At 74.7% G+C, this 18,783-nt stretch carries 16 protein-coding genes; 10 read left to right on the top strand and 6 right to left on the bottom strand.

From position 1 onward, the window contains the following. Window positions 1-108: 108 nt before the first annotated feature. Window positions 109-1,614 carry a bifunctional phosphatase PAP2/diacylglycerol kinase family protein gene (locus ACFYQQ_RS02170; protein WP_388902960.1) on the bottom strand — a complete coding sequence of 502 codons (1,506 nt, stop codon included), beginning with the start codon at window positions 1,612-1,614 and terminating at the stop codon, window positions 109-111. A gap of 136 nt (window positions 1,615-1,750) precedes the next feature. Between ACFYQQ_RS02170 and ACFYQQ_RS02165 the strand changes: the two genes are divergently transcribed. Further along, the gene (locus tag ACFYQQ_RS02165; protein WP_355791108.1) at window positions 1,751-3,370 is read left to right on the top strand and encodes an ATP-binding cassette domain-containing protein; all 1,620 of its coding nucleotides are present in this window, start codon (window positions 1,751-1,753) and stop codon (window positions 3,368-3,370) included. A 172-nt stretch (window positions 3,371-3,542) separates the two neighbouring features. Then, window positions 3,543-3,761 (top strand): DUF6158 family protein, encoded by a 219-nt coding sequence (locus ACFYQQ_RS02160; protein ID WP_356174937.1) that lies wholly within the window; start codon window positions 3,543-3,545, stop codon window positions 3,759-3,761. A gap of 62 nt (window positions 3,762-3,823) precedes the next feature. Here the strand turns inward: ACFYQQ_RS02160 and ACFYQQ_RS02155 are convergent, their stop codons facing one another. The 3 genes from ACFYQQ_RS02155 to ACFYQQ_RS02145 form a co-directional block, all read right to left on the bottom strand. Then, the gene (locus ACFYQQ_RS02155) at window positions 3,824-4,372 is read right to left on the bottom strand and encodes a type 1 glutamine amidotransferase domain-containing protein (RefSeq protein WP_388902955.1); all 549 of its coding nucleotides are present in this window, start codon (window positions 4,370-4,372) and stop codon (window positions 3,824-3,826) included. 107 nt (window positions 4,373-4,479) lie between these two features. Continuing rightward, a complete protein-coding gene (locus ACFYQQ_RS02150) occupies window positions 4,480-4,863 on the bottom strand; it encodes a DUF2795 domain-containing protein (protein WP_356174943.1) in 384 nt (127 codons plus the stop codon). Window positions 4,864-4,934: 71 nt separating this feature from the next. Next, a complete protein-coding gene (locus tag ACFYQQ_RS02145) occupies window positions 4,935-6,734 on the bottom strand; it encodes a thiamine pyrophosphate-requiring protein (protein WP_356174946.1) in 1,800 nt (599 codons plus the stop codon). Window positions 6,735-6,975: 241 nt separating this feature from the next. Between ACFYQQ_RS02145 and ACFYQQ_RS02140 the strand changes: the two genes are divergently transcribed. The 4 genes from ACFYQQ_RS02140 to ACFYQQ_RS02125 all read left to right on the top strand — a co-directional run bounded on the left by ACFYQQ_RS02140 (window position 6,976) and on the right by ACFYQQ_RS02125 (window position 11,376). Continuing rightward, entirely contained in the window at window positions 6,976-7,770 is a 795-nt protein-coding gene (locus ACFYQQ_RS02140) for an RNA polymerase sigma factor SigF (protein WP_355793803.1), read from the top strand. Window positions 7,771-8,039: 269 nt separating this feature from the next. Further along, window positions 8,040-8,864 (top strand): hypothetical protein, encoded by an 825-nt coding sequence (locus tag ACFYQQ_RS02135; protein WP_388902951.1) that lies wholly within the window; start codon window positions 8,040-8,042, stop codon window positions 8,862-8,864. A 149-nt stretch (window positions 8,865-9,013) separates the two neighbouring features. Continuing rightward, complete coding sequence (locus ACFYQQ_RS02130; protein ID WP_356237851.1) at window positions 9,014-10,261, top strand: aminotransferase class I/II-fold pyridoxal phosphate-dependent enzyme; 1,248 nt, start codon at window positions 9,014-9,016, stop codon at window positions 10,259-10,261. Further along, window positions 10,258-11,376 (top strand): MBL fold metallo-hydrolase, encoded by a 1,119-nt coding sequence (locus tag ACFYQQ_RS02125; RefSeq protein ID WP_356174958.1) that lies wholly within the window; start codon window positions 10,258-10,260, stop codon window positions 11,374-11,376. The genes ACFYQQ_RS02130 and ACFYQQ_RS02125 overlap by 4 nt, the downstream gene beginning before the upstream one ends. A gap of 48 nt (window positions 11,377-11,424) precedes the next feature. On the opposite strand, the gene ACFYQQ_RS02120 is transcribed toward ACFYQQ_RS02125, so the two are convergent. Both ACFYQQ_RS02120 and ACFYQQ_RS02115 read right to left on the bottom strand, forming a co-directional pair. Further along, window positions 11,425-12,066: a DedA family protein gene (locus ACFYQQ_RS02120; protein ID WP_388903383.1), complete on the bottom strand. Its 642-nt coding sequence runs from the start codon at window positions 12,064-12,066 to the stop codon at window positions 11,425-11,427. After that, on the bottom strand, window positions 12,066-12,839 hold the full coding sequence (locus ACFYQQ_RS02115; RefSeq protein WP_356174962.1) for an MBL fold metallo-hydrolase: 774 nt from the start codon (window positions 12,837-12,839) through the stop codon (window positions 12,066-12,068). Before ACFYQQ_RS02115 ends, ACFYQQ_RS02120 begins: the two co-directional genes overlap by 1 nt. An 83-nt stretch (window positions 12,840-12,922) precedes the next feature. On the opposite strand from ACFYQQ_RS02115, the gene ACFYQQ_RS02110 reads away from it, so the two are divergent. The 4 genes from ACFYQQ_RS02110 to ACFYQQ_RS02095 all read left to right on the top strand — a co-directional run bounded on the left by ACFYQQ_RS02110 (window position 12,923) and on the right by ACFYQQ_RS02095 (window position 18,727). After that, a complete protein-coding gene (locus ACFYQQ_RS02110) occupies window positions 12,923-13,396 on the top strand; it encodes a hypothetical protein (protein ID WP_388902946.1) in 474 nt (157 codons plus the stop codon). 155 nt (window positions 13,397-13,551) lie between these two features. Next, on the top strand, window positions 13,552-15,663 hold the full coding sequence (locus ACFYQQ_RS02105; protein ID WP_356174968.1) for a phage holin family protein: 2,112 nt from the start codon (window positions 13,552-13,554) through the stop codon (window positions 15,661-15,663). A gap of 170 nt (window positions 15,664-15,833) precedes the next feature. Beyond that, on the top strand, window positions 15,834-16,895 hold the full coding sequence (locus ACFYQQ_RS02100) for a MoxR family ATPase (protein ID WP_355794415.1): 1,062 nt from the start codon (window positions 15,834-15,836) through the stop codon (window positions 16,893-16,895). Further along, a complete protein-coding gene (locus tag ACFYQQ_RS02095; protein WP_356174974.1) occupies window positions 16,892-18,727 on the top strand; it encodes a hypothetical protein in 1,836 nt (611 codons plus the stop codon). The genes ACFYQQ_RS02100 and ACFYQQ_RS02095 overlap by 4 nt, the downstream gene beginning before the upstream one ends. The last annotated feature ends 56 nt before the right edge of the window (window positions 18,728-18,783 follow it).

Genomic DNA, 18,783 nt, shown 5'->3' with positions numbered 1-18,783 from the left:
GCGGCGTACGGGCCCGCGGAGCCGCTGCTCCGCGGGGCGATGTGCGCCACGGTACGCGCCTTGGCCGCATGGTGAGATCCGTATCTCACCATGCGGTCTGACGTAGTGTCAGTCCCGGTCGGCCGGGCGGTAGACCGTCAGGGCCTCTCGGGCCTTGCCGAGGGTCAGCTCGCCCGCGGCCTCCGTGACCTCCCCGTCGTACGCCAGCGGGGTGCCGGGCGGGAGGCCGTCCACCCGCAGCCGGTCCACCCGCACCGCGGCGTGCGCGGGGGAGCGGGTCAGCGGTCCCGCGAGAGCCGCCGCGAGCAGGCGCACCGCGGGCCGCCGGCCGCCGTGCACCACCCGTACGTCCAGCCGGCCGTCCGCGAGATCGAAGCGCCGGGCGGGCGCCAGACCCACCCGGTGGTACGTGCCGTTGCCCGCGAACAGCAGCCACAGCGGGTGCTCACGGCCCTCGAACCCGGTCCGCAGCGGACGGCGGTCGGCACGCAGCACGCGCAGCGCCCCGATCACCCCGGCGGGCCAGCCGCCGACCGCCCGGGACCAGCGCTCCCGCTCGCGCACCAGCTCGGGATAGACACCCAGGCTGCACGTGTTCAGGAAGCACCCCTCGGCGGCGTCCGAGGAGAACAGCCCGACGTCCACCCGGACGGCCTCGCCCCGCCGCAGGGCACGGGCAAGCCCCCGCGCGTCCTCGACACCGAGGTCGTACGCGAAGTGGTTCAGCGTGCCGCCGGGCAGCACCGCGAGCGGCAGGCCGTGCCGCAGCGCCACCTTCGCCGCCGCGTTCACCGTGCCGTCGCCGCCGCACACGCCGAGGACCCGGGCGTGCGTCGCCGCCTTCTCCAACTCGGCGCGCACGTCGGCGGGTTCGCACTCCACGAGCTCCGCCCCCGGCAGGGTCTCCAGCAGCGCGCGGGCCCGGCCCGCGGTACCGGCACCCTTGTTGGCCACCATGACCAGGCCCTCGCCCTCGGGCAGGGCGGGGGCCTCCGCGGCCGTCCGGCCGGGCGGCGGCAGCCCGTCCCGGTCCCCGGTCGGGACGAGTCCGCGCACCGCGTACGCGGCGCCCGCCCCGAGCGCCGCGCCCACGAGCACGTCACTCGGGAAGTGGACGCCCGTGTAGACGCGGGAGAAGGCCACCGCCGCGGCCACTGGAGCCACCGCGGCACCCAGGCCGCCGGACTCCATGGCCACCCCCGTCGCGAAGGCCGCGGCGGACGCCGAGTGCCCGGACGGGAACGAGGTCGTGATCGGCTGCCGCTTCAGCTGCCGGACCAGCGGCACGGGGTCCAGTGCCGGCCGGGCGCGGCGCACCGAGCGCTTGCCGAGGGTGTTGATCGTGGCGGACGCCAGGGTGAGCGAGGCGAGACCGCGGGCGGCGGCACGACGGGCCCGGGGGCTGCGGCTCGCGGCGAGCGCCGCCGCCGTGGCGAACCAGAGCACGCCGTGGTTCGCGCTCCGGGTCAGCCTCGGCAGCACGCGGTCGCCGCCCGGCCAGTGCCGCGCCGCGACCGCTTCGAAGAGCCGGCAGTCGGCGGCCAGGAGCCGGTCCCGGAGCACGTGATGGCCCGGCGGGCGGACGGTGAGGTCGACGTCTGGGGTCGCAGTCATGGGGGTTCGGGTACCCAAGGGCGCGGGATTCCTGCCGCACCGGGGGCTAGCGCGGGCCGGGGTGACGCAGGCCACGTCGGGGGCGTGCGGATATGCGTTTGCCCGGCGAGGGCGCCGCCCCGGACAATGCCTGACCATGGGACACCTCGAAGCCGCGCATCTTGAGTACTACCTCCCCGACGGGAGGGCGTTGCTCGGCGACGTGTCGTTCCGGGTGGGAGAAGGGTCCGTCGTGGCCCTCGTCGGCCCGAACGGCGCCGGGAAGACCACCCTGCTCCGCCTGATCTCCGGAGAGCTCAAACCGCACGGCGGCACGGTCACCGTGGGCGGCGGCCTCGGTGTGATGCGCCAGTTCGTCGGCTCCGTACGGGACGAGACGACCGTGCGCGAGCTGCTGGTGTCGGTGGCGCCCCCACGGATCCGCGAGGTCGCGCGGGCGGTCGACGTCGCCGAGCACGGGATCATGACCGTCGACGACGAGGCAGCCCAGCTCAAGTACGCGCAGGCGCTCTCCGACTGGGCCGAGGTGCGGGGGTACGAGTCCGAGACGCTCTGGGACATGTGCACCATGGCGGCGCTCGGCGTGCCGTACGAGAAGGCGCAGTGGCGCCAGGTGCGGACGCTGTCCGGAGGCGAGCAGAAGCGGCTGGTGCTGGAGGCGCTGCTGCGCGGCGGCGACGAGGTGCTGCTGCTCGACGAGCCGGACAACTACCTCGACGTCCCCGGCAAGCGCTGGCTGGAGGAGCGGCTCAAGGAGACCCGCAAGACCGTCCTGTTCGTCTCCCACGACCGCGAGCTGCTCGCCCGTGCCGCCGAGAAGATCGTGAGCGTCGAGCCCAGCCCGACCGGCGCGGACGCCTGGGTGCACGGCGGTGGTTTCGCCACGTACCACGAGGCGCGGCGCGAGCGTTTCGCCCGCTTCGAGGAACTGCGGCGCCGCTGGGACGAGAAGCACGCCCAGCTGAAGAAGCTGGTGCTGAACCTGCGTCAGGCGGCCTCCATCAGCCATGAGCTGGCGTCCCGGTACGCGGCGGCGCAGACCCGGCTGCGGAAGTTCGAGGAGGCCGGTCCGCCGCCCGAGCCGCCCCGCGAGCAGGACATCAGGATGCGGCTGCACGGCGGCCGTACCGGCGTCCGGGCCGTCACCTGCAAGGGCCTCGAACTCACCGGCCTGATGAAACCCTTCGACCTGGAGGTCTTCTACGGGGAACGGGTCGCCGTGCTGGGTTCCAACGGCTCGGGCAAGTCGCACTTCCTGCGGCTGCTCGCCGGCGGCGACGTGGCGCACACGGGGGAGTTCAAGCTCGGCGCCCGCGTCGTGCCCGGCCACTTCGCGCAGACGCACGCCCACCCCGAGCTGGAGGGGCGCACGCTGCTCGACATCCTGTGGACCGAGCACGCGCAGGACCGCGGCGCGGCCATGTCCAGGCTGCGCCGCTACGAGCTGACCGCGCAGGCCGAGCAGCGCTTCGAGAAGCTGTCCGGCGGCCAGCAGGCCCGGTTCCAGATCCTGCTGCTGGAGCTGGAGGGCTCCACGGCGCTGCTCCTGGACGAGCCCACCGACAACCTCGACCTGGAGTCGGCGGAGGCCCTCCAGGAGGGGCTGGAGGCGTACGAGGGGACGGTCCTGTCGGTCACCCACGACCGCTGGTTCGCCCGCTCCTTCGACCGCTACCTGGTCTTCGGGTCGGACGGCCGGGTGCGCGAGACGACCGAGCCCGTGTGGGACGAGCGCCGGGTGGAGCGGGCCCGGTAGGCAGGCCGCCCCTCCCCGCGCGGGAGGGGCCGCCCGCGGGTGCGCAGGCCCGGCGCGCCGGATGTTCGTAGAGTGGAGACAGCGATGCCACGGCCTTCTCCGGGAGGCCCCGGCTATCGCGTGCCGGGTGGGTACCCGGACCGCAGAGGACCACGACGATCGGGGTACCGCGATGACCGGAGTCGACCCGGACCGGCTGGACGACCAGCAGCTGATGCGGGAGCTGGAGACGATCCACCGCACCCGCCACGACACGCTGCTGCACGGGTCCAACGACGCGCTGCGGATCCACAACGAGCGCATGGCGCAGCTGGAGGGCGAGTACCTGCGCCGCCACCCGCGCCGCCCGATCGTGGCGGGCCGCACCCGCGAGGGCGCTCGCGAGCGCTGACACGGCTGTGCCCGGGCCCCGCGGGGACCCGGGCACGGACTCGCTCGTCGCCGCCGCGGGCGTCAGCCGCTCCGGCGACCCTTCGCGAACTCGGCGAGGAGGGCCTGGTCGAACGCCTTGAGGTCGTCCGGCTTGCGGCTGGTGACGAGGGTGTTCGGTCCGTGGTCGCAGACCTTCACCTGCTCGTCCACCCAGGTGCCGCCGGCGTTGGTGATGTCCGTGCGCAGGCTGGGCCACGAGGTGAGGACCCGGCCGGAGACGACGTCCGCCTCCACGAGCGTCCACGGCGCGTGGCAGATCGCGGCGACCGGACGCCCCGACTCGAAGAAGTCGCGGACGAAAGACACCGCCTTCTCCTCGGTCCGCAGGAAGTCCGGGTTCGCGACGCCACCCGGAAGGACCAGTCCGTCGAAGGAGTCGGCCGACACGTCCGTGACCACCTGGTCCACGGGAAAGGTGTCCGCCTTGTCGAGGTGGTTGAAGGCCTGGATCTCCCCGGGCTGCGTCGACACGAGGACGGGCTCGTGGCCCGCGTCGGTCACCGCCTGCCAGGGATCGGTCAGCTCGATCTGCTCGACGCCCTCCGGCGCCACCAGGAACGCGATGCGCATGGTGTCCCTTCTCCTTTCCCGGCGTCCGGCGGGCCGCGTCCGCGGCCCGCCCGCCGGTCGTCCGCCGCCCTCGGGCGGCACGGTGTCTCCTCGCCGTACTCCGGGCCTCAGGACGGCCCGGTGCGCACGACCGCCTCGGCCAGTTCCCCGGCCGTGCCGTAGTGCGCCTCGCGCGGCAGCCGCTCCACGGCCTCCACGAGAGCGTCCGGCGCGTGCTTCTCCCGCAGTACGCCGCCCAGCTCGCGCGGGCCCGCCGGGAACGAGGTCCGGCCCAGGATCCGGGCCATCTCCAGACGCACCGTCTCCAGGGAGGCGGCCCCCCGACCCGGTACCACGGGACCGCCCGCGATCACCGGATCGTCGTCGGCCGTGGGCTCCGGGTCGTGCCACTCCTCGGCCCGGGTCGGATGCCCGGACCGGAGCAGTCCCTGAAGCTCGTGCTTCATCTCCTCGTCCCGGTGGACGCTCAGCCGGTCACTGCCTCGCTGCATGTTTCCCTCCAGAGGTTCGGGAGTGGTCGACGCGTACCCGAGCACCCGGGGTCGACACGTCCGCCCGGACCTCACTTCCCGCGCTTGTCGCGGCCCGGCAGGAACTCCTGGACCTTGGCCTTCAGCCCCTGGCGGACCACCGAGCCGCGGTCGGCGTCGCCCTTGAGGATCGACGCCGCGGTGGCCTCCATCTGCTCCCAGGTGGCGTGCGGCGGCACCGGCGGGACCGCCGGATCGGTCAGGAACTCGATCACCGCGGGGCCGTCGGCCGCCAGCCCGGCGCGCCAGGCGTCCTCCACCTCCTCCGGCTTCTCGACCCGGATGCCGGTCAGCCCCAGGGAGCGCGCGAAGGCGGCGTACTGCACGTCGGGCAGCTCCTGCGAGGGCAGGAACGAGGGGGCGCCGCCCATCGCCCGCAGCTCCCAGGTCACCTGGTTCAGGTCCCGGTTGTTCCAGACGCCCACGACCAGCCGCGGGTCCTCCCAGCGGTCCCGGTACTTCGCCGCGGTGATCATCTCCGCGAGCCCGTTCATCTGCATTGCCCCGTCCCCGGCGAGCGCGATCACGGGCCGGTCGGGGTGGGCGAACTTCGCGCCGATCGCGTACGGCACCGCGCAGCCCATCGTCGCCAGCGTGCCGGAGAGGGACGACCGCATGCCGTCCCGCAGGGTGAGGTGCCGGGCGTACCAGTTCGACGTCGAGCCGGAGTCGGACGTGACGATCGCGTCGTCGGGCAGCAGCGGGTCCAGCGCCCGGGCGACGTACTCCGGGTTGATCGGGTCCGCCGAGACCTCCGCCCGCCGCCGCATCACCTCGTGCCAGCGCGTGACGTTGGCGCAGACCGTGTCGTACCACTCCCGCCCGCGGTCCCCGTCGAGCAGCGGGATGAGCCGCTGAAGCGTCGCCTTCGCGTCCCCGACCAGGTTCACCTCGTACGGATAACGCATCCCGATCATGTGCGGGTCCAGGTCGATCTGCACCGCCCGCGCCTTGCCGAACTCCGGCAGGAACTGCGAGTACGGGAAGGACGAGCCGATGGTGAGCAGGGTGTCGCAGTCGCGCATCAGCTCGTACGAGGGACGCGTGCCGAGCAGGCCGATCGACCCGGTGACGTAGGGGAGTTCGTCGCTCAGGGCGTCCTTGCCGAGCAGCGCCTTGGCGACGCCCGCGCCGAGCAGCTCCGCGGTCCGCCGCACCTCCGCCCGCGCGCCCGCAGCGCCCTGCCCGATCAGGATCGCCGTCCGCTCACCGGAGTTGAGGACCTCGGCGGCGCGTTCCAGGGACTCCTGCGAGGGAGTCGTCGTCCAGGAGCCCAGGTCGAGACTGGAGGGGACCATCTTGAACTCGTGCGTGGGCGGCTCGTAGTCCAGCTCCTGCACGTCACCGGGGATGATCACGGCGGTCGGGGCCCGGCGCGCGTACGCGGTGCGGATCGCGCGGTCCAGGACGTTCGGCAGCTGCTCGGGGACGTTCACCGTCTCCACGAAGTCGGACGCGACGTCCTTGAACAGCGTGTGGAGGTCGACCTCCTGCTGGTACGAGCCGCCCATCGCGGTGCGGTGCGTCTGGCCGACGATCGCCAGCACCGGGACGTGGTCGAGCTTGGCGTCGTACAGCCCGTTCAGCAGATGGATGGCGCCCGGCCCCGAGGTGGCCGCGCAGACACCCAGACGGCCGCTGAACTTGGCGTATCCCACCGCCTGGAACGCGGACATCTCCTCGTGCCGCGACTGCACGAAGCGTGGCCGGTCCTCGGCCCTGCCCCAGGCGGCCAGCAGACCGTTGATGCCGTCCCCCGGATAGCCGAAGACCTGCTCCACGCCCCATTCACGCAGGCGCTGCAGGACGTGATCGGCGACCTTGGTGCTCATGACGGAACCTCCTGGAGGCAGGGGGGACGGACACAACACCTTCCGAGTCACCACCCCAGACGCCGGAAAACCTCGGGTGTTTGCCACGCATGACTCGGGGCAGGCGCGTGAGAGTGCTTCGGACAGGAGGCACGTCCGTGGGAGCGGTGGAACCGCGCCCCGGGTGTACCCGTCCGGCGCGCGGGCGCGCTCCCACGGTGACTGTCCATCTAAGGCACCCCCCAAGGGAGTTGCAGGCACCATGCGAACCCAAGCGAGCGTGAAGCACCACCCGCACGACGACGCCCCCGACACGGCTGAGGCGTTCCGCAGGCTCGCCGAGCTGCCCGCGGGCCCCGAGCGAGACGCACTCCGGGACCGGATCGTGGAGGCCTGGCTGCCCATGGCCGAACGTCTCGCGGGACGCTTCCGCAGCCGCGGCGAGAGCTACGAGGATCTGCGGCAGGTCGCGGCGCTCGGGCTCGTCAAGGCCGTCGACCGGTACGACCCCGAGCTCGGCAACGCCTTCGAGAGCTACGCGGTGCCGACCATCACCGGCGAGATCAAGCGCCACTTCCGCGACCACATGTGGACCCTGCACGTACCGCGGCGCGTCCAGGACCTGCGCAACCGCGTGCGCTTCGCCAGCCAGGACCTGTCGCAGACGATCACCGGCCGCAGGCCCACCGTCGCGGAGATCGCCGAGCACGCCCGGATGAGCGAGGAGGACGTGCTGACCGGCCTGGAGGCCCTGGAGAGCTTCACCGCGCTCTCCCTCGACGCCGAGCTGCCGGGCAGCGAGGACGGCTACTCGCTCAGCGACGCCCTCGGCTCGGCCGACCCGGCGCTGGACACGGTCATCGACCGCGAGGCCGTCAAGCCCCGGCTCCAGGCGCTCCCGGAGCGGGAGCGCGCCATCCTCTACATGCGGTTCTTCAACGACATGACGCAGAGCCGCATCGCCGACGAACTGGGCATCTCCCAGATGCACGTCTCGCGCCTGATCAGCCGCTGCTGCAGCAGGCTCCGCGACCAGGTGATGCGCGACGCCGCGTAGGCGTTCCGCCGGGTGAACCGGCACAGCATCGCGAGGGGGCCGGACGCGCGGGAGCGCCCGGCCCCCTCGCATGTCGCCCCCCTCGCCCGGGGGCCGTTTCCGTGGCCACCGTTTCGCGCCCCCGCGGGCTCCCGGGTCCCCCGTCCGGCGGCCCGGGTAGCGCGAATGGTGCCCGGCGGCGCGCGCCCGGCCGCCGCCGGGGCTGTGATGGGCTCTGGGGGCACGACGGCCGTGCCCTCACCGCAGAGCCGGCCGAAGGAGCCCATCCCATGCGCCGTACCGCTCGTGTCCTGTCCGCCACCGCCCTGGCCAGTGCCGCTTTGGGCGCGACCGCCTCGGCCGCGTTCGCGGACCGGGCCGCGGAGGCCGGCTTCCGCGCCGTCGGCCCCGGCGGCACGGTCAGCGCCTCCGCGTTCCGCGACGGGACCGGCGCGCACGTGCCCGCGCACACCGCCCGGGCCCTCGGCCCCCTCGGCCCGCGCAGCGTGGACCCGGAAACCTACGAGGACGGCGGTGCGGGCCAGGCCGGGGCCGACGGCACCGCGGGCGGTGACGGGCGTGTCCTGGCACCGGACGGCACGGAGCCGGGCGACGCGGGCTCCCGGGCGCTGGGCCCGGAAGCCGCCGGGCCCGCCGACACCGTCCCGGACGCCGTGGAGCCCGGTGACGGCGGCGTGGACGGGACGAGCCCCGGCGACGTGGGCCCCGACGCCGTCGGCCCGGACAGCGTCCCGGAGGACCTGGGACCGGCCGGCGTCCCCGAAGGCGTGGGCCCGGACGGCGTCCCGGAAGGCGTGCCGCCGGAACCGGTCGGCCCGGACCGTGCGCCCCAGGAGGCGGCGCCGGACGCCCTGGAACCCGTACCCGGCGAGAGGCACACCCCCCGCGACGGCACGGCCCACGACGGCACCGCGCCCCACGAGCCGCGCGAGCACCCCGGCGTCGACAGCCGGCACGGCGTGCGCGCCGGGCAGGGCGGCGCCTTCACCGACTCCCTCCCGGCCCTGATCACCGGCGGCGTCCTCATCGCGGGCGCGGTCGGCGCCGCCGTCTACCGGCTGCGCCGCGGAGGCTCGACGCACCGCCGCTACTGAGGCCGTGACCGCGCGACCCGGTGACCGGCCATGGTCGCCTGGTCCGGGGGTAGGGAGACGCCTGTGGGGCGGGGGACGGCACAGGACCGGCCACCGGCCACGGACGGCACGGCGGCGACACGGCACCACGGACTGCGCGGAGGTCACGGATGGGGCGGACGTACCCGGAGGGGCACGGGCCCGTTCGCTACGGCCCGACCCTCCCCGACCAGGGGCTGCCCCTGCTGCCCGGACTCCGCGAGGTCCTCGCCCGGTCCGCGGGCCGGTCCGGCGCCGAACCCGCGGGCGGCGGCCCGGCACTGCTCGACGCCGCCTGCGGCTACTGGTCCCGCCGCGGACTGCCCGCCACCGCCGGCCGGGTGGCCGCGGCGCCCGGCGCCGCCTCCCTGCTGCTCGCGCTGACCGCCGCGGTCGGCGGCGACGTCCTGCTCCCGCGGCCCTGCGCCGCCTGGTGGGCGCCGCAGACCAGGCTGCTGGGCAGGAACGCGTTCCACGTGGCCACCCCCGCCGAATGCGGCGGCGTCCCCGACCCGTACGCGCTCCTGGAGACCGTGCGCAGGGTCCGCGCCGAGGGCGGCGACCCGCGACTGCTCCTGCTGTCCGTCGCCGACGACCCCACGGCCACGGTCGCACCCCCCGAGACCGTCCACGAGACCGTGGAGGCCGCCGTCGCCGAGGGCCTGCACGTGGTCAGCGACGAGACCTGGCGGGACACCCTGCACCGGCCCCTGGACACCGTGTTCCTCAGCCCCGCCGAGATGCTGCCCGACGAGGTCACCGTGCTCACCGACCTCTCCGGCCCCTTCCTGCCGCTCGGCTGGCCCGCCGCCGTCGCCCGGTTCCCGGCGAACCCGTACGGCTCCACGCTGCGCGCCCGCGTCCTCGACGTGCTCACCGCGCTCGGCGCCCGCCCGGCCGACCCGGTCGCCGCGGCCGCCGCGTACGCGCTGGAGGAACCCGGTGACGTCGACGGGCGGCTCACCGCCTCGGCCCGCCTGCACGCGGCCGTCGCGGACGCCGTGCACCGCACCGTGGTCGCCGCGGGCGCCCTCGCCAGACCCCCGCGGGCCGGCCGGCACCTCTACGTGGACCTCGGCCCGCTGCACGGCGAGCTCACCGCCCGGGGTGTCGGCGACGCCCAGGAGCTGGAGGACCTCCTCACCGCCCGCCTCGGATACCCGGCGCCGGGCGGCCACCGCTTCGGCGACGACCTGGCGGCGCCGCGGGTACGGCTGTCCACCGCCCCCCTGCTCGGCACGACGGACGCGGAGCGCGAGGAATGCCTCTCGTCCCCCACGCCGTTGGAACTGCCGTACGTGCAACGCGCGTTGACCCACCTGGGGTCGGCCTTCGACGAACTACGCGACGACGCTCAGCGATGGGAGCATCCTCGATGACGCAGCGGTCCGAGTCGACCACGACGACACAACAGGACGCGGTGGCACCGGAGTCCGCGACGGCACCCGCGGCCGGGACACCGGCCGTACTGGGTCCCCACGACTCCCTCGTCCTGCACGAACCACGGGAGGCGCCCGCCCCGCTCCCGCCGCCCGCCGAGCCGCGCCCGCTCGGCGAACAGCGCGTCTGGCCACGGTCGTTCACCGACCGGCTCACCGCGCCGCTGCCCGGCCTGCGGGCCTTCGCGCGGTTCGCCCGCGAGGGCGCCCTGCGGCCCGACGCCGCCGGCCTCGCCGACGTCCCGCGCCTGCCCTTCGAACCGGGCCCGCTGCCCGAGGTGGACGCCCGCACCGTCGCCGTCTCCTGGGCGGGGCACGCCAGTTGGGTGATCCGCATAGGCGGCCTCACCGTGCTCACCGACCCGGTCTGGTCCCGCCGGATCCTCGGCACCCCGGCCCGCGTCACGCCCGTCGGCGTGCCGTGGAGCGCACTGCCCCGCATCGACGCCGTGGTCATCAGCCACAACCACTACGACCACCTGGACGCCCCGACCCTGCGCCGCCTGCCGCGCGACACCCCGGTCCTCGTGCCGGCCGGGCTCGGCCGCTGGTTCCGGCGCCGCAGGTTCACCGCGGTCACCGAGCTGGACTGGTGGGAGGCGGCCGAACTGGGCGGTGTCCGCTTCGACTTCGTGCCGTCCCACCACTGGTCCAAGCGCAGCCTGATCGACACCTGCCGCACGCTGTGGGGCGGCTGGGTCCTGACGTCCGGCGAAGGACAGCGCGTGTACTTCGCGGGCGACACCGGCTACGGCCACTGGTTCTCCCGCATCGGCCGGCGCCACCCCGGCATCGACCTCGCCCTGCTCCCCATCGGCGCCTATGAGCCCCGCTGGTGGCTCAGGGACGTCCACTGCGACCCGGAGGAAGCGGTGCGGGCCGCCGTCGACCTCGGCGCGCGCCGCATGGCCCCCATGCACTGGGGCACGTTCGTCCTGTCCGCGGAGCCCGTGCTCGAACCGCTCACCCGGGTGCGGGCGGCCTGGGAGAAGGCCGGCCTCGACCGGGACGACCTGTGGGACCTGCCGGTGGGCGGCTCACGCGTCCTGGACTGAACCGAGGCGATCCCGCCGGGCGCCGGTCCCGGCACGCCCGAGGACGCCCTACGAGGTCCCGCGCACCCGGCGCCACAGCCCGGGCGCCGCGCCGACCAGCAGCGTCAGGACGACCGCGGCGGCCACGCCCTCCCAGGGCTCCTCGAACAGGGAGCCGCCCAGGATGCCGATGAGCTGGTAGGTGAAGGTCCACGCGAGGCAGGCCGGGACGTCGCCGCGCGCGAAGGTGCGCAGCGGCATCTTCGCCAGCAGGCAGGCGAGCATCACCGGGATACGCCCGGCGGGGACCAGCCGGGACAGGACCAGTACGGCGACACCGTGGTCGTCCAGCTTCCGCTGGGCCTGGGCGAGGCGGTCCTCGGGGGCGCGGTCGCGGATCGCCGCCAGCCAGCGCGAGCCGTTCTTCGAGTGCATGCCCCGCCGGCCGAGCCAGTACAGCGAGATGTCGCCGAGGAACGCCGCGAGCGACGCCACCCCGAAGACCAGCGCCAGCGAGAACGGCGCCGTCTGATGGAAGGCCACCACCGCCGCCGAGCTGACCAGCGCCCCCGTCGGCACCACCGGCACCAGCGCGCCGATCAGCACCAGCAGGAACAGCGACGGATACCCGAGCGCCTGCTGAGTGGACTCGGGCGGGATCGTCGCCCCTGCCGTACCCGCCGCGGACAGCACCACCGCGGACCGGAGGATCACCGGGCGACCTCCGGACGTATGCTCTCGCCCTGTCCCAGCCGGTGCACCGCGACACCCGGCGCCCAACGCGCGGCCCGGCGCACGAATTCGTCGCCCGGCGTGTGGAATTCATGGGGGCGCACGGCGTCCATCCCGATCGGCCAGTACGTGCCGTAGTGCACCGGCACGGCGGTGCGCGGCGCCAGACCGGCCAGCGCCCGGGCGGCGCGCTCCGGGTCCAGGTGCCCCTCGCCCAGGTGCGGCCCCCAGCCGCCGACCGGCAGCAGCGCCACGTCGACCTCCCCGACCTCCTCGGCCATCGAGTCGAACAGCCCGGTGTCCCCGGCGAAATACGTACGGGCCTCGCCCTCGACCACGTAACCGAGCGCGGGCGCGCGGTGCGGTCCGAACGGCAGCCTGCGCCCGTCGTGCGCCGCGCGCACCACCCGCACGTTCAGCTCGCCGAGCTTCACGCTCTCGCCCGGTGCCACCTCCGTCAGCCGCAGATGACGGAGCCTGCGCAACCCCCCGACCGCCCGCGGCGCCCCCCGCGGCACCAGCAGCCGCGTACCCGGCTCCAGGCGTGCCAGCGAGGGAACGTGCAGGTGGTCGGCGTGCAGATGCGAGACGAGCACCACGTCCGCGACCGCCGCCCGCGGGGGCGGCGGGGGTCCGCCCCGGCGCCGCAGATGCGCGAGCCTCCGCGCGAACAGCGGGTCCGTCAGCACACGTGTCCCCGAGTCCTCCACCGTGCAGGTGGCGTGACCCCACCAGGTGATCTCCACCGGCACTCCCTTTGCCTCCTTCGCGCGACTCCCCCCGAGCCTACGGGCAGGAGTAGGGTCGGCGGCGAAACCGGGAGGTGAGGGGACGCATGGGAGAAGCAGGCGCCGCCTCCGGCGTGCCCCGGCTCACGTTCTCCGCTTCGTACGAGCAGGGGGGAGACGCCTTGGTGCGTGTCACGGCGATCGCGAGTCTGACGCCGCTGGAGGAACTGGACGCCGATCCCTTCCTCGTCGACTCCCGCAGCCAGCACGCGATGTGCGCCCGCTGGGCCGCGGAGCGGGGCTACGTCGTCACCCGGGAACTCCTCGTCGGCGGACTGCGCTCCGACCACTGCGCCCTGTGGGACGACGTCGAGGCCGGACTCGTCGACCTGTTCGTCGCGCCGAGCCGCCGCGTCCTGGAGCGCGCGCTCGCCTCCGTCGACGAGTTCACCGCCGAGTGCGCGCGGCGCGGGGTGCGGGTCGAGACGGTCGGCCGCGCCGAACCCTCCTACGACGCCCAGATGAAGGCCCGCGTGCACCGGCGCCTGTCGATGCCGACCGCCGGGTACGACGGCCGCTGAGCCGCGCCCGCGGCACCGGCGGGCCGCTCGCGCTCTCGTCCCACGGGTGACATCCGGGCCCTTCCGGGCGTTGTGACAGGGTGGGAGACGGTCCGCGCACCGGGCGGGCCGTGAGGGCTCGCGTTCCGGCGGGTCGGGACGTGAGGTGGCTGGGCGTGGGCGGCGGGCGTTGGCGGAGCGTGCTGAGCGGGGTGTGGCGGAGCATCACCGTGTGGGCCGCGTCCACGGTCACGATGCTCGTCCTCGCCGGAGTGCTGCCCGACTTCCAGCTCCAGTCGGACACCGGGGACAGCGCGACCCGGATCGCCCTCACCGCGGCCGCCGGCGCCGGGGTCTTCGGACTGCTGTCGTCGCTGGTCTGGCCGCTGCTCGTGCGGGCGCTGCTCCTCGTGCCCGCCCTCGTGCTCGGGCTGCTCGTCTTCTTCCTCAACGGCTCCCTGCTGCTGATCGCCCTGCGCATCAACCCCTCCGGGCGCGGCGAGGCCGCGCCCGAGACCGCCGTGGTGGTGGCCGCAGTCATGTCGGCCGTCGCCTCGGCCACCGGCGCCGCCCTCGCGGTCCGGGACGACGACGCGTACCGGCGCAGGCTCTACCGCCTCGCGGACCGGCGGCGGCGCGCGACGGGCGGAGCGGGGCCCTCCAGCCCCGGCACCGTCTTCCTCCAGCTCGACGGCGTCGGCCACGACGTGCTGTGCGAGGCCGTCGCCAAGGGACTGATGCCGACCGTGGCCGAATGGCTCGGCGCGGGCCCCGGCACCGGGCGCGGAACCCTGCCCCGGGCCGGCCGCGGGCCCACCCACCGGCTCACCTCCTGGCGCACCGACTGGTCCAGCCAGACCGGCGCCAGCCAGCTCGGCATCCTGCACGGCACCAACCACGACGTGCCCGCCTTCCGGTGGTACGAGAAGGACAGCGGCGAGGTGATGGTGTGCAACCGCCCCTCCAGCGCCGCCGAACTCCAGCGCCGCGCGGTCGAGCGCACCGGCGAGGGCGGACTCCTGGCCTTCGACGGCGCCAGCCGGGGCAACCTCTTCAGCGGCGGCGCCGAGCAGCTCGCGCTGGTGCTGTCCATGGCCGCCCGGCGCGGCCCGGACAACCGCTCCCGGGCGGGCTACTTCGCGTACTTCAGCGACCCCGCCAACGCCGTGCGGACCGCCATGTCCTTCGTCGCCGAGGTCTTCCGGGAGATCGGCCAGTCCACCCGGGCCCGCCTCGGCAAGTGCCGGCCGCGGGTCAAGCGCGGCGGCCTGTACCCGTTCATCCGGGCCTTCGCGACCGTCGTCGAACGGGACGTGGTGGTCGCCGCGGTCATCGGCGACATGCTCGCCGGCCGCGCCGCGGTCTACGCCGACCTGGTGGCGTACGACGAGGTGGCGCACCACTCCGGGCCGCGTAGCCGGGACGCCCAACGGGTCCTGGAGCGGCTCGACCGCTCGCTGGCGCTGATCGCGAAGGTCGCCGAGCACGCCCCGCGGCCGTACCGGATCGTGCTGCTGTCCGACCACGGGCAGAGCCCGGGGGAGACCTTCCTGACCCGGTACGGGCTGACGCTGGGCGATCTCGTGCGGGCCGGCTGCGGACTGCCCGTGCCGCGCCGGGTGCGGCGCACCCACAGCGGCGCCGAGGCCCGGTCGGCCGTACGGGCCGCGCTGCGCCGCCCCGTCGAGGAGGGCGGGCAGTACCGGCCCTCGCACCGCCCCGCGGAACCGCTCGTGCTGGCCTCCGGCAACCTCGGTCTGGTCTCGTTCCCCGACGTGCCGCACCGGATGAGCCGGGAGGAGATAGACCGCCGCCACCCGGCGCTGCTGTCCACCCTCGCCAACCACCCCGGCGTCGGCTTCGTGCTGGTCCGCAGCGAGGAGCACGGCGGGCTCGTGCTCGGCGCGCACGGCGCGGAGGTGCCCGTGGACGAGCTGAGCGACGAACACCCGGGCCCGCTGGCCGACTTCGGGCCCGGCGCCGCCGACGCCGTACGGCGCACGCACGGGTTCCCGCACACCGCCGACCTCATGGTCAACTCCTGGTACGACCCGGAGGAGGGCGAGGTCCTCGCCTTCGAGGAGCAGATCGGCTCGCACGGCGGGCTCGGCGGAGCCCAGGGGCGCCCCTTCCTGATGTCGCCGGTGGCGCTGTCCGCACCCGTCGAGGACGGCGGCGAACTCGTCGGCGCCGAGCGGGTCCACCACGTGCTGCGGCGCTGGCTGCGCGAGTCCGACGGCCCCCAGGTGCCGCTGACGGCCCGCCGGAAGGACCGGCGCGCCGCCTGACGGGCGCCCCCGGGCGGGCGGGGCGGCCACCCGCCGGCGCGCCGCCCTCCTGAGCGGGACCGGCGCCGCCGGAAAAAATGGGCTGCGGTGCGGGGACGTTCCCGCCCACACTGGCCGTCTCGGACACCGCGCACCTGCGCGCCCCGTCGACCCCCTCCCAGGAGCCCCGCGTGCAGGCAGCCGCCACCGTCACCCCCGCCCGGATACCCGAACTGCTGCTGGGCCTCGCGACCGTGCGGCCGGTCTTCATCTGGGGCGCCCCCGGCATCGGAAAGTCCTCCCTGGTCAGGGAGTTCGCCGAGTCGCTGGGGCTGGAGTGCGTGAGCCTGCTGGGCACCCAGCTGGCGCCGGAGGACCTCATCGGCGTCCCGCAGATCCGCGACGGGCGTTCGGTGTTCTGCCCGCCGGAGGCGATCGCCCGCGACGAGCCGTACTGCCTGTTCCTCGACGAGCTGAACGCGGCCACGCCCGATGTGCAGAAGGCCTTCTACTCGCTGATCCTGGACCGCCGCATCGGCGCCTACGAACTGCCCGCCGGGTCGATCGTGATCGGCGCGGGCAACCGCGCCACCGACAACGCGCTGGCCCGCCCGATCGCCTCGGCGCTGGTCAACCGCCTGGCCCACGTGCACCTGGAGGCCTCGCCGAAGGACTGGCTCGCCTGGGCCGCCGCCAACGGCATCCACCCGTGGATCCTGGACCACCTCACCGACCGGCCCGACCACCTCTGGTCCAAGCCGCCGAAGACCGAGGAGCCGTTCTCCACGCCCCGCTCGTGGCACATGCTCTCCGACGCGCTGCACTCCTTCGGGCCGGACCTCGACGAGGACACCCTCAAGGTCGTCGCCCACGGCACACTCACCCCCGCCCACGCCGTCGCCTTCTGCGGCTACGTCAAGGTCGTGCGCAGCCGGTTCGGTATCGAGGCCGTCATCCGCGGCGACGCCCGCTGGCCGGGCCGCCTCGAGGACCGCGACCTGCTCTACTACCTCGCCGAGTCCTTCCGCGGCCGCCTCGTCAAGGAGCTGCCGGCGAGCAAGGAGCACCTCTCGGCGAACGGACGGCAGACGGCGTACCGCGCGAAGTCGCTGCTCGTGCAGCTCGCCGAGATCTCCGTCGAGGTCGCCCAGAACGTCATCGCCTCCGACGCCGACGGCAACCCCGTCCTGCCCGCCTGGTTCCTGGTGGAGGCGGCCCGCGACCTGCCGCGCCTGGTGGAGGCGCGCCGGTGAGCCGGGCCGCCAAACGGACGCCGAAGAAGCCGGACCGGGCCGCGGAGGCGTTCGCCGCCGGACTGCGGCTCGTGCGGGCCAATCCGGCGCTGGCCGCCCTGGACGTCAGCATCTGCCGCGAGGAGAGCTGCACCGTCGCGCCGCACGACGGCCTCGTCCGCGTCGACTCCGGCAGCACGCTCCACGCCCACCCCGTCCGGCCCCGGGATCCCCGCCGCCCGAACGGGGGCGCGCCCGTCACCGAACCCGCCGAGTGGGCCTGGGCCATCGCGCACGGACTCATCCACGTCGGCTTCGGCCACGTACCCGCGGCCACCGGCGAGCGCGAGCAGCCCGACCGCTTCGACCTCGCCGCGCGCTGCGTCGTCGTCAACCGCTTCCTGCTCACCTTCTCCGTCGGGCTCACCCCCGAGCACCTGCCGGCCGCCTACCCGGACGGCGACGAGGAGCAACTCGCCGCCCGCTGGCGCCGCGACGGCATCCCGCCCGCCTACGAGCGCTGCGGTACCGCGGGCGGCGCACCCGACCAGATCCTGCTGCCGTGGAACAGCTGGAACGGGCAGGTGCCGGACTGGCAGCTCGCCTTCGCGCACGCCCTGACCCGGACCATGGCCACCGCGATGGACCTGGCGGGCGGCCGGCGCGACTCGATGGGCGGCGGCCCCACCCGGCTCCAGCCCTGGGAGCGGGCGCTCGGCTGGTTCGTCTCCTCGTACCCACTGCTCGGCGGGATCGCGGCCGGCATCACCCTCGTCGCCGACGCCGAACTCGCCCGCGCGCACGACATCTCCGTCGCCGCGGTCGACGCCGAGGCGGGCGAGATCTACGTCAACCCGCTGCTCCGGCTGAACGACGAGGAATGGCGGTTCGTCCTCGCCCACGAGATGCTGCACGCCGCGCTGCGCCACGGCGACCGCTGCGGCCCGCGCGACCCGCTCCTGTTCAACGTCGCCTGCGACTACGTGGTCAACGCCTGGCTGCTGGAGATGCAGATCGGCACGATGCCCGAAGGGCTGCTGTACGACCCGGACCTGCGGGGCCTCTCGGCCGAGGAGGTGTACGACCGCATCGTGGGCGATCTGCGCCGGATGCGGCGCAGGTCCACGCTCTGCGGGAAGGGCCGGCCGGACATCCTCGGCGGACCCCTCGGCCCGCCCCGCGACGTCGTCGACCTCGACGAGTTCTACCGCCGCGGGCTGGCCCGGGGCCTGGACCTGCACCAGCAGCAGGAGCGCGGCTTCCTGCCCGGCGGACTGGTCCAGGAGATCCGTACCCTCAGCCATCCGCCCCTGCCCTGGGACGCCCGGCTGGCGCGCTGGTTCGACGAGTTCGTGCCGCGGCCCGAGCCCGTCCGCACCTACGCCCGCCCCGCCCGCCGCCAGGCCGCCACCCCCGACATCCCGCGCGCGGGGCGCCACTTCCCGCCCGAGGAGGTCGCCCGCTGCACCTTCGGCGTCGTCCTCGACACCTCCGGCTCCATGAACAGCACCCTGCTCGGCAAGGCCCTGGGGGCGATCGCCTCGTACGCCGAGGCCCGCGACGTACCGGCCGCACGCGTCGTGTTCTGCGACGCGGCGCCCCACGACGCCGGTTACCTCCCGGTCACCGAGATCGCCGGCCGGGTCCGGGTCCACGGCCGCGGCGGTACGGTGCTCCAGCCCGGCGTCGACCTGCTGCACCGCGCCGACGACTTCCCGCCGGGCGCGCCGGTCCTGGTGATCACGGACGGGTACTGCGACGTGCTGCGGATCCGGCGCGAGCACGCGTACCTGATTCCCCAGGGCGCACGCCTGCCGTTCACCTCACGTGGGCCGGTCTTTCGCGTGACCTGAGCCGGAGTGTGATCGGATAGGGGTCACGAACACCCGGGTACGGGACCCCATCCGAA

It is taken from the genome of Streptomyces sp. NPDC005496, from assembly GCF_042872045.1.
In the GTDB taxonomy this organism is placed as follows: Bacteria; Actinomycetota; Actinomycetes; order Streptomycetales; family Streptomycetaceae; genus Streptomyces.
This window is presented reverse-complemented; position numbering and strand designations above follow the sequence as displayed.

Excerpts from the sequence above, each read along its gene's own strand:
- ACFYQQ_RS02165 (WP_355791108.1), top strand. The coding sequence starts at position 1,751 with ATGGGACACCTCGAAGCCGCGCATCTTGAGTACTACCTCCCCGACGGG.
- ACFYQQ_RS02145 (WP_356174946.1), bottom strand. The coding sequence starts at position 6,734 with ATGAGCACCAAGGTCGCCGATCACGTCCTGCAGCGCCTGCGTGAATGG.
- ACFYQQ_RS02140 (WP_355793803.1), top strand. The coding sequence starts at position 6,976 with ATGCGAACCCAAGCGAGCGTGAAGCACCACCCGCACGACGACGCCCCC.
- ACFYQQ_RS02155 (WP_388902955.1), bottom strand. The coding sequence starts at position 4,372 with ATGCGCATCGCGTTCCTGGTGGCGCCGGAGGGCGTCGAGCAGATCGAG.
- ACFYQQ_RS02160 (WP_356174937.1), top strand. The coding sequence starts at position 3,543 with ATGACCGGAGTCGACCCGGACCGGCTGGACGACCAGCAGCTGATGCGG.
- ACFYQQ_RS02135 (WP_388902951.1), top strand. The coding sequence starts at position 8,040 with ATGCGCCGTACCGCTCGTGTCCTGTCCGCCACCGCCCTGGCCAGTGCC.
- ACFYQQ_RS02125 (WP_356174958.1), top strand. The coding sequence starts at position 10,258 with ATGACGCAGCGGTCCGAGTCGACCACGACGACACAACAGGACGCGGTG.
- ACFYQQ_RS02110 (WP_388902946.1), top strand. The coding sequence starts at position 12,923 with ATGGGAGAAGCAGGCGCCGCCTCCGGCGTGCCCCGGCTCACGTTCTCC.
- ACFYQQ_RS02150 (WP_356174943.1), bottom strand. The coding sequence starts at position 4,863 with ATGCAGCGAGGCAGTGACCGGCTGAGCGTCCACCGGGACGAGGAGATG.
- ACFYQQ_RS02130 (WP_356237851.1), top strand. The coding sequence starts at position 9,014 with ATGGGGCGGACGTACCCGGAGGGGCACGGGCCCGTTCGCTACGGCCCG.
- ACFYQQ_RS02170 (WP_388902960.1), bottom strand. The coding sequence starts at position 1,614 with ATGACTGCGACCCCAGACGTCGACCTCACCGTCCGCCCGCCGGGCCAT.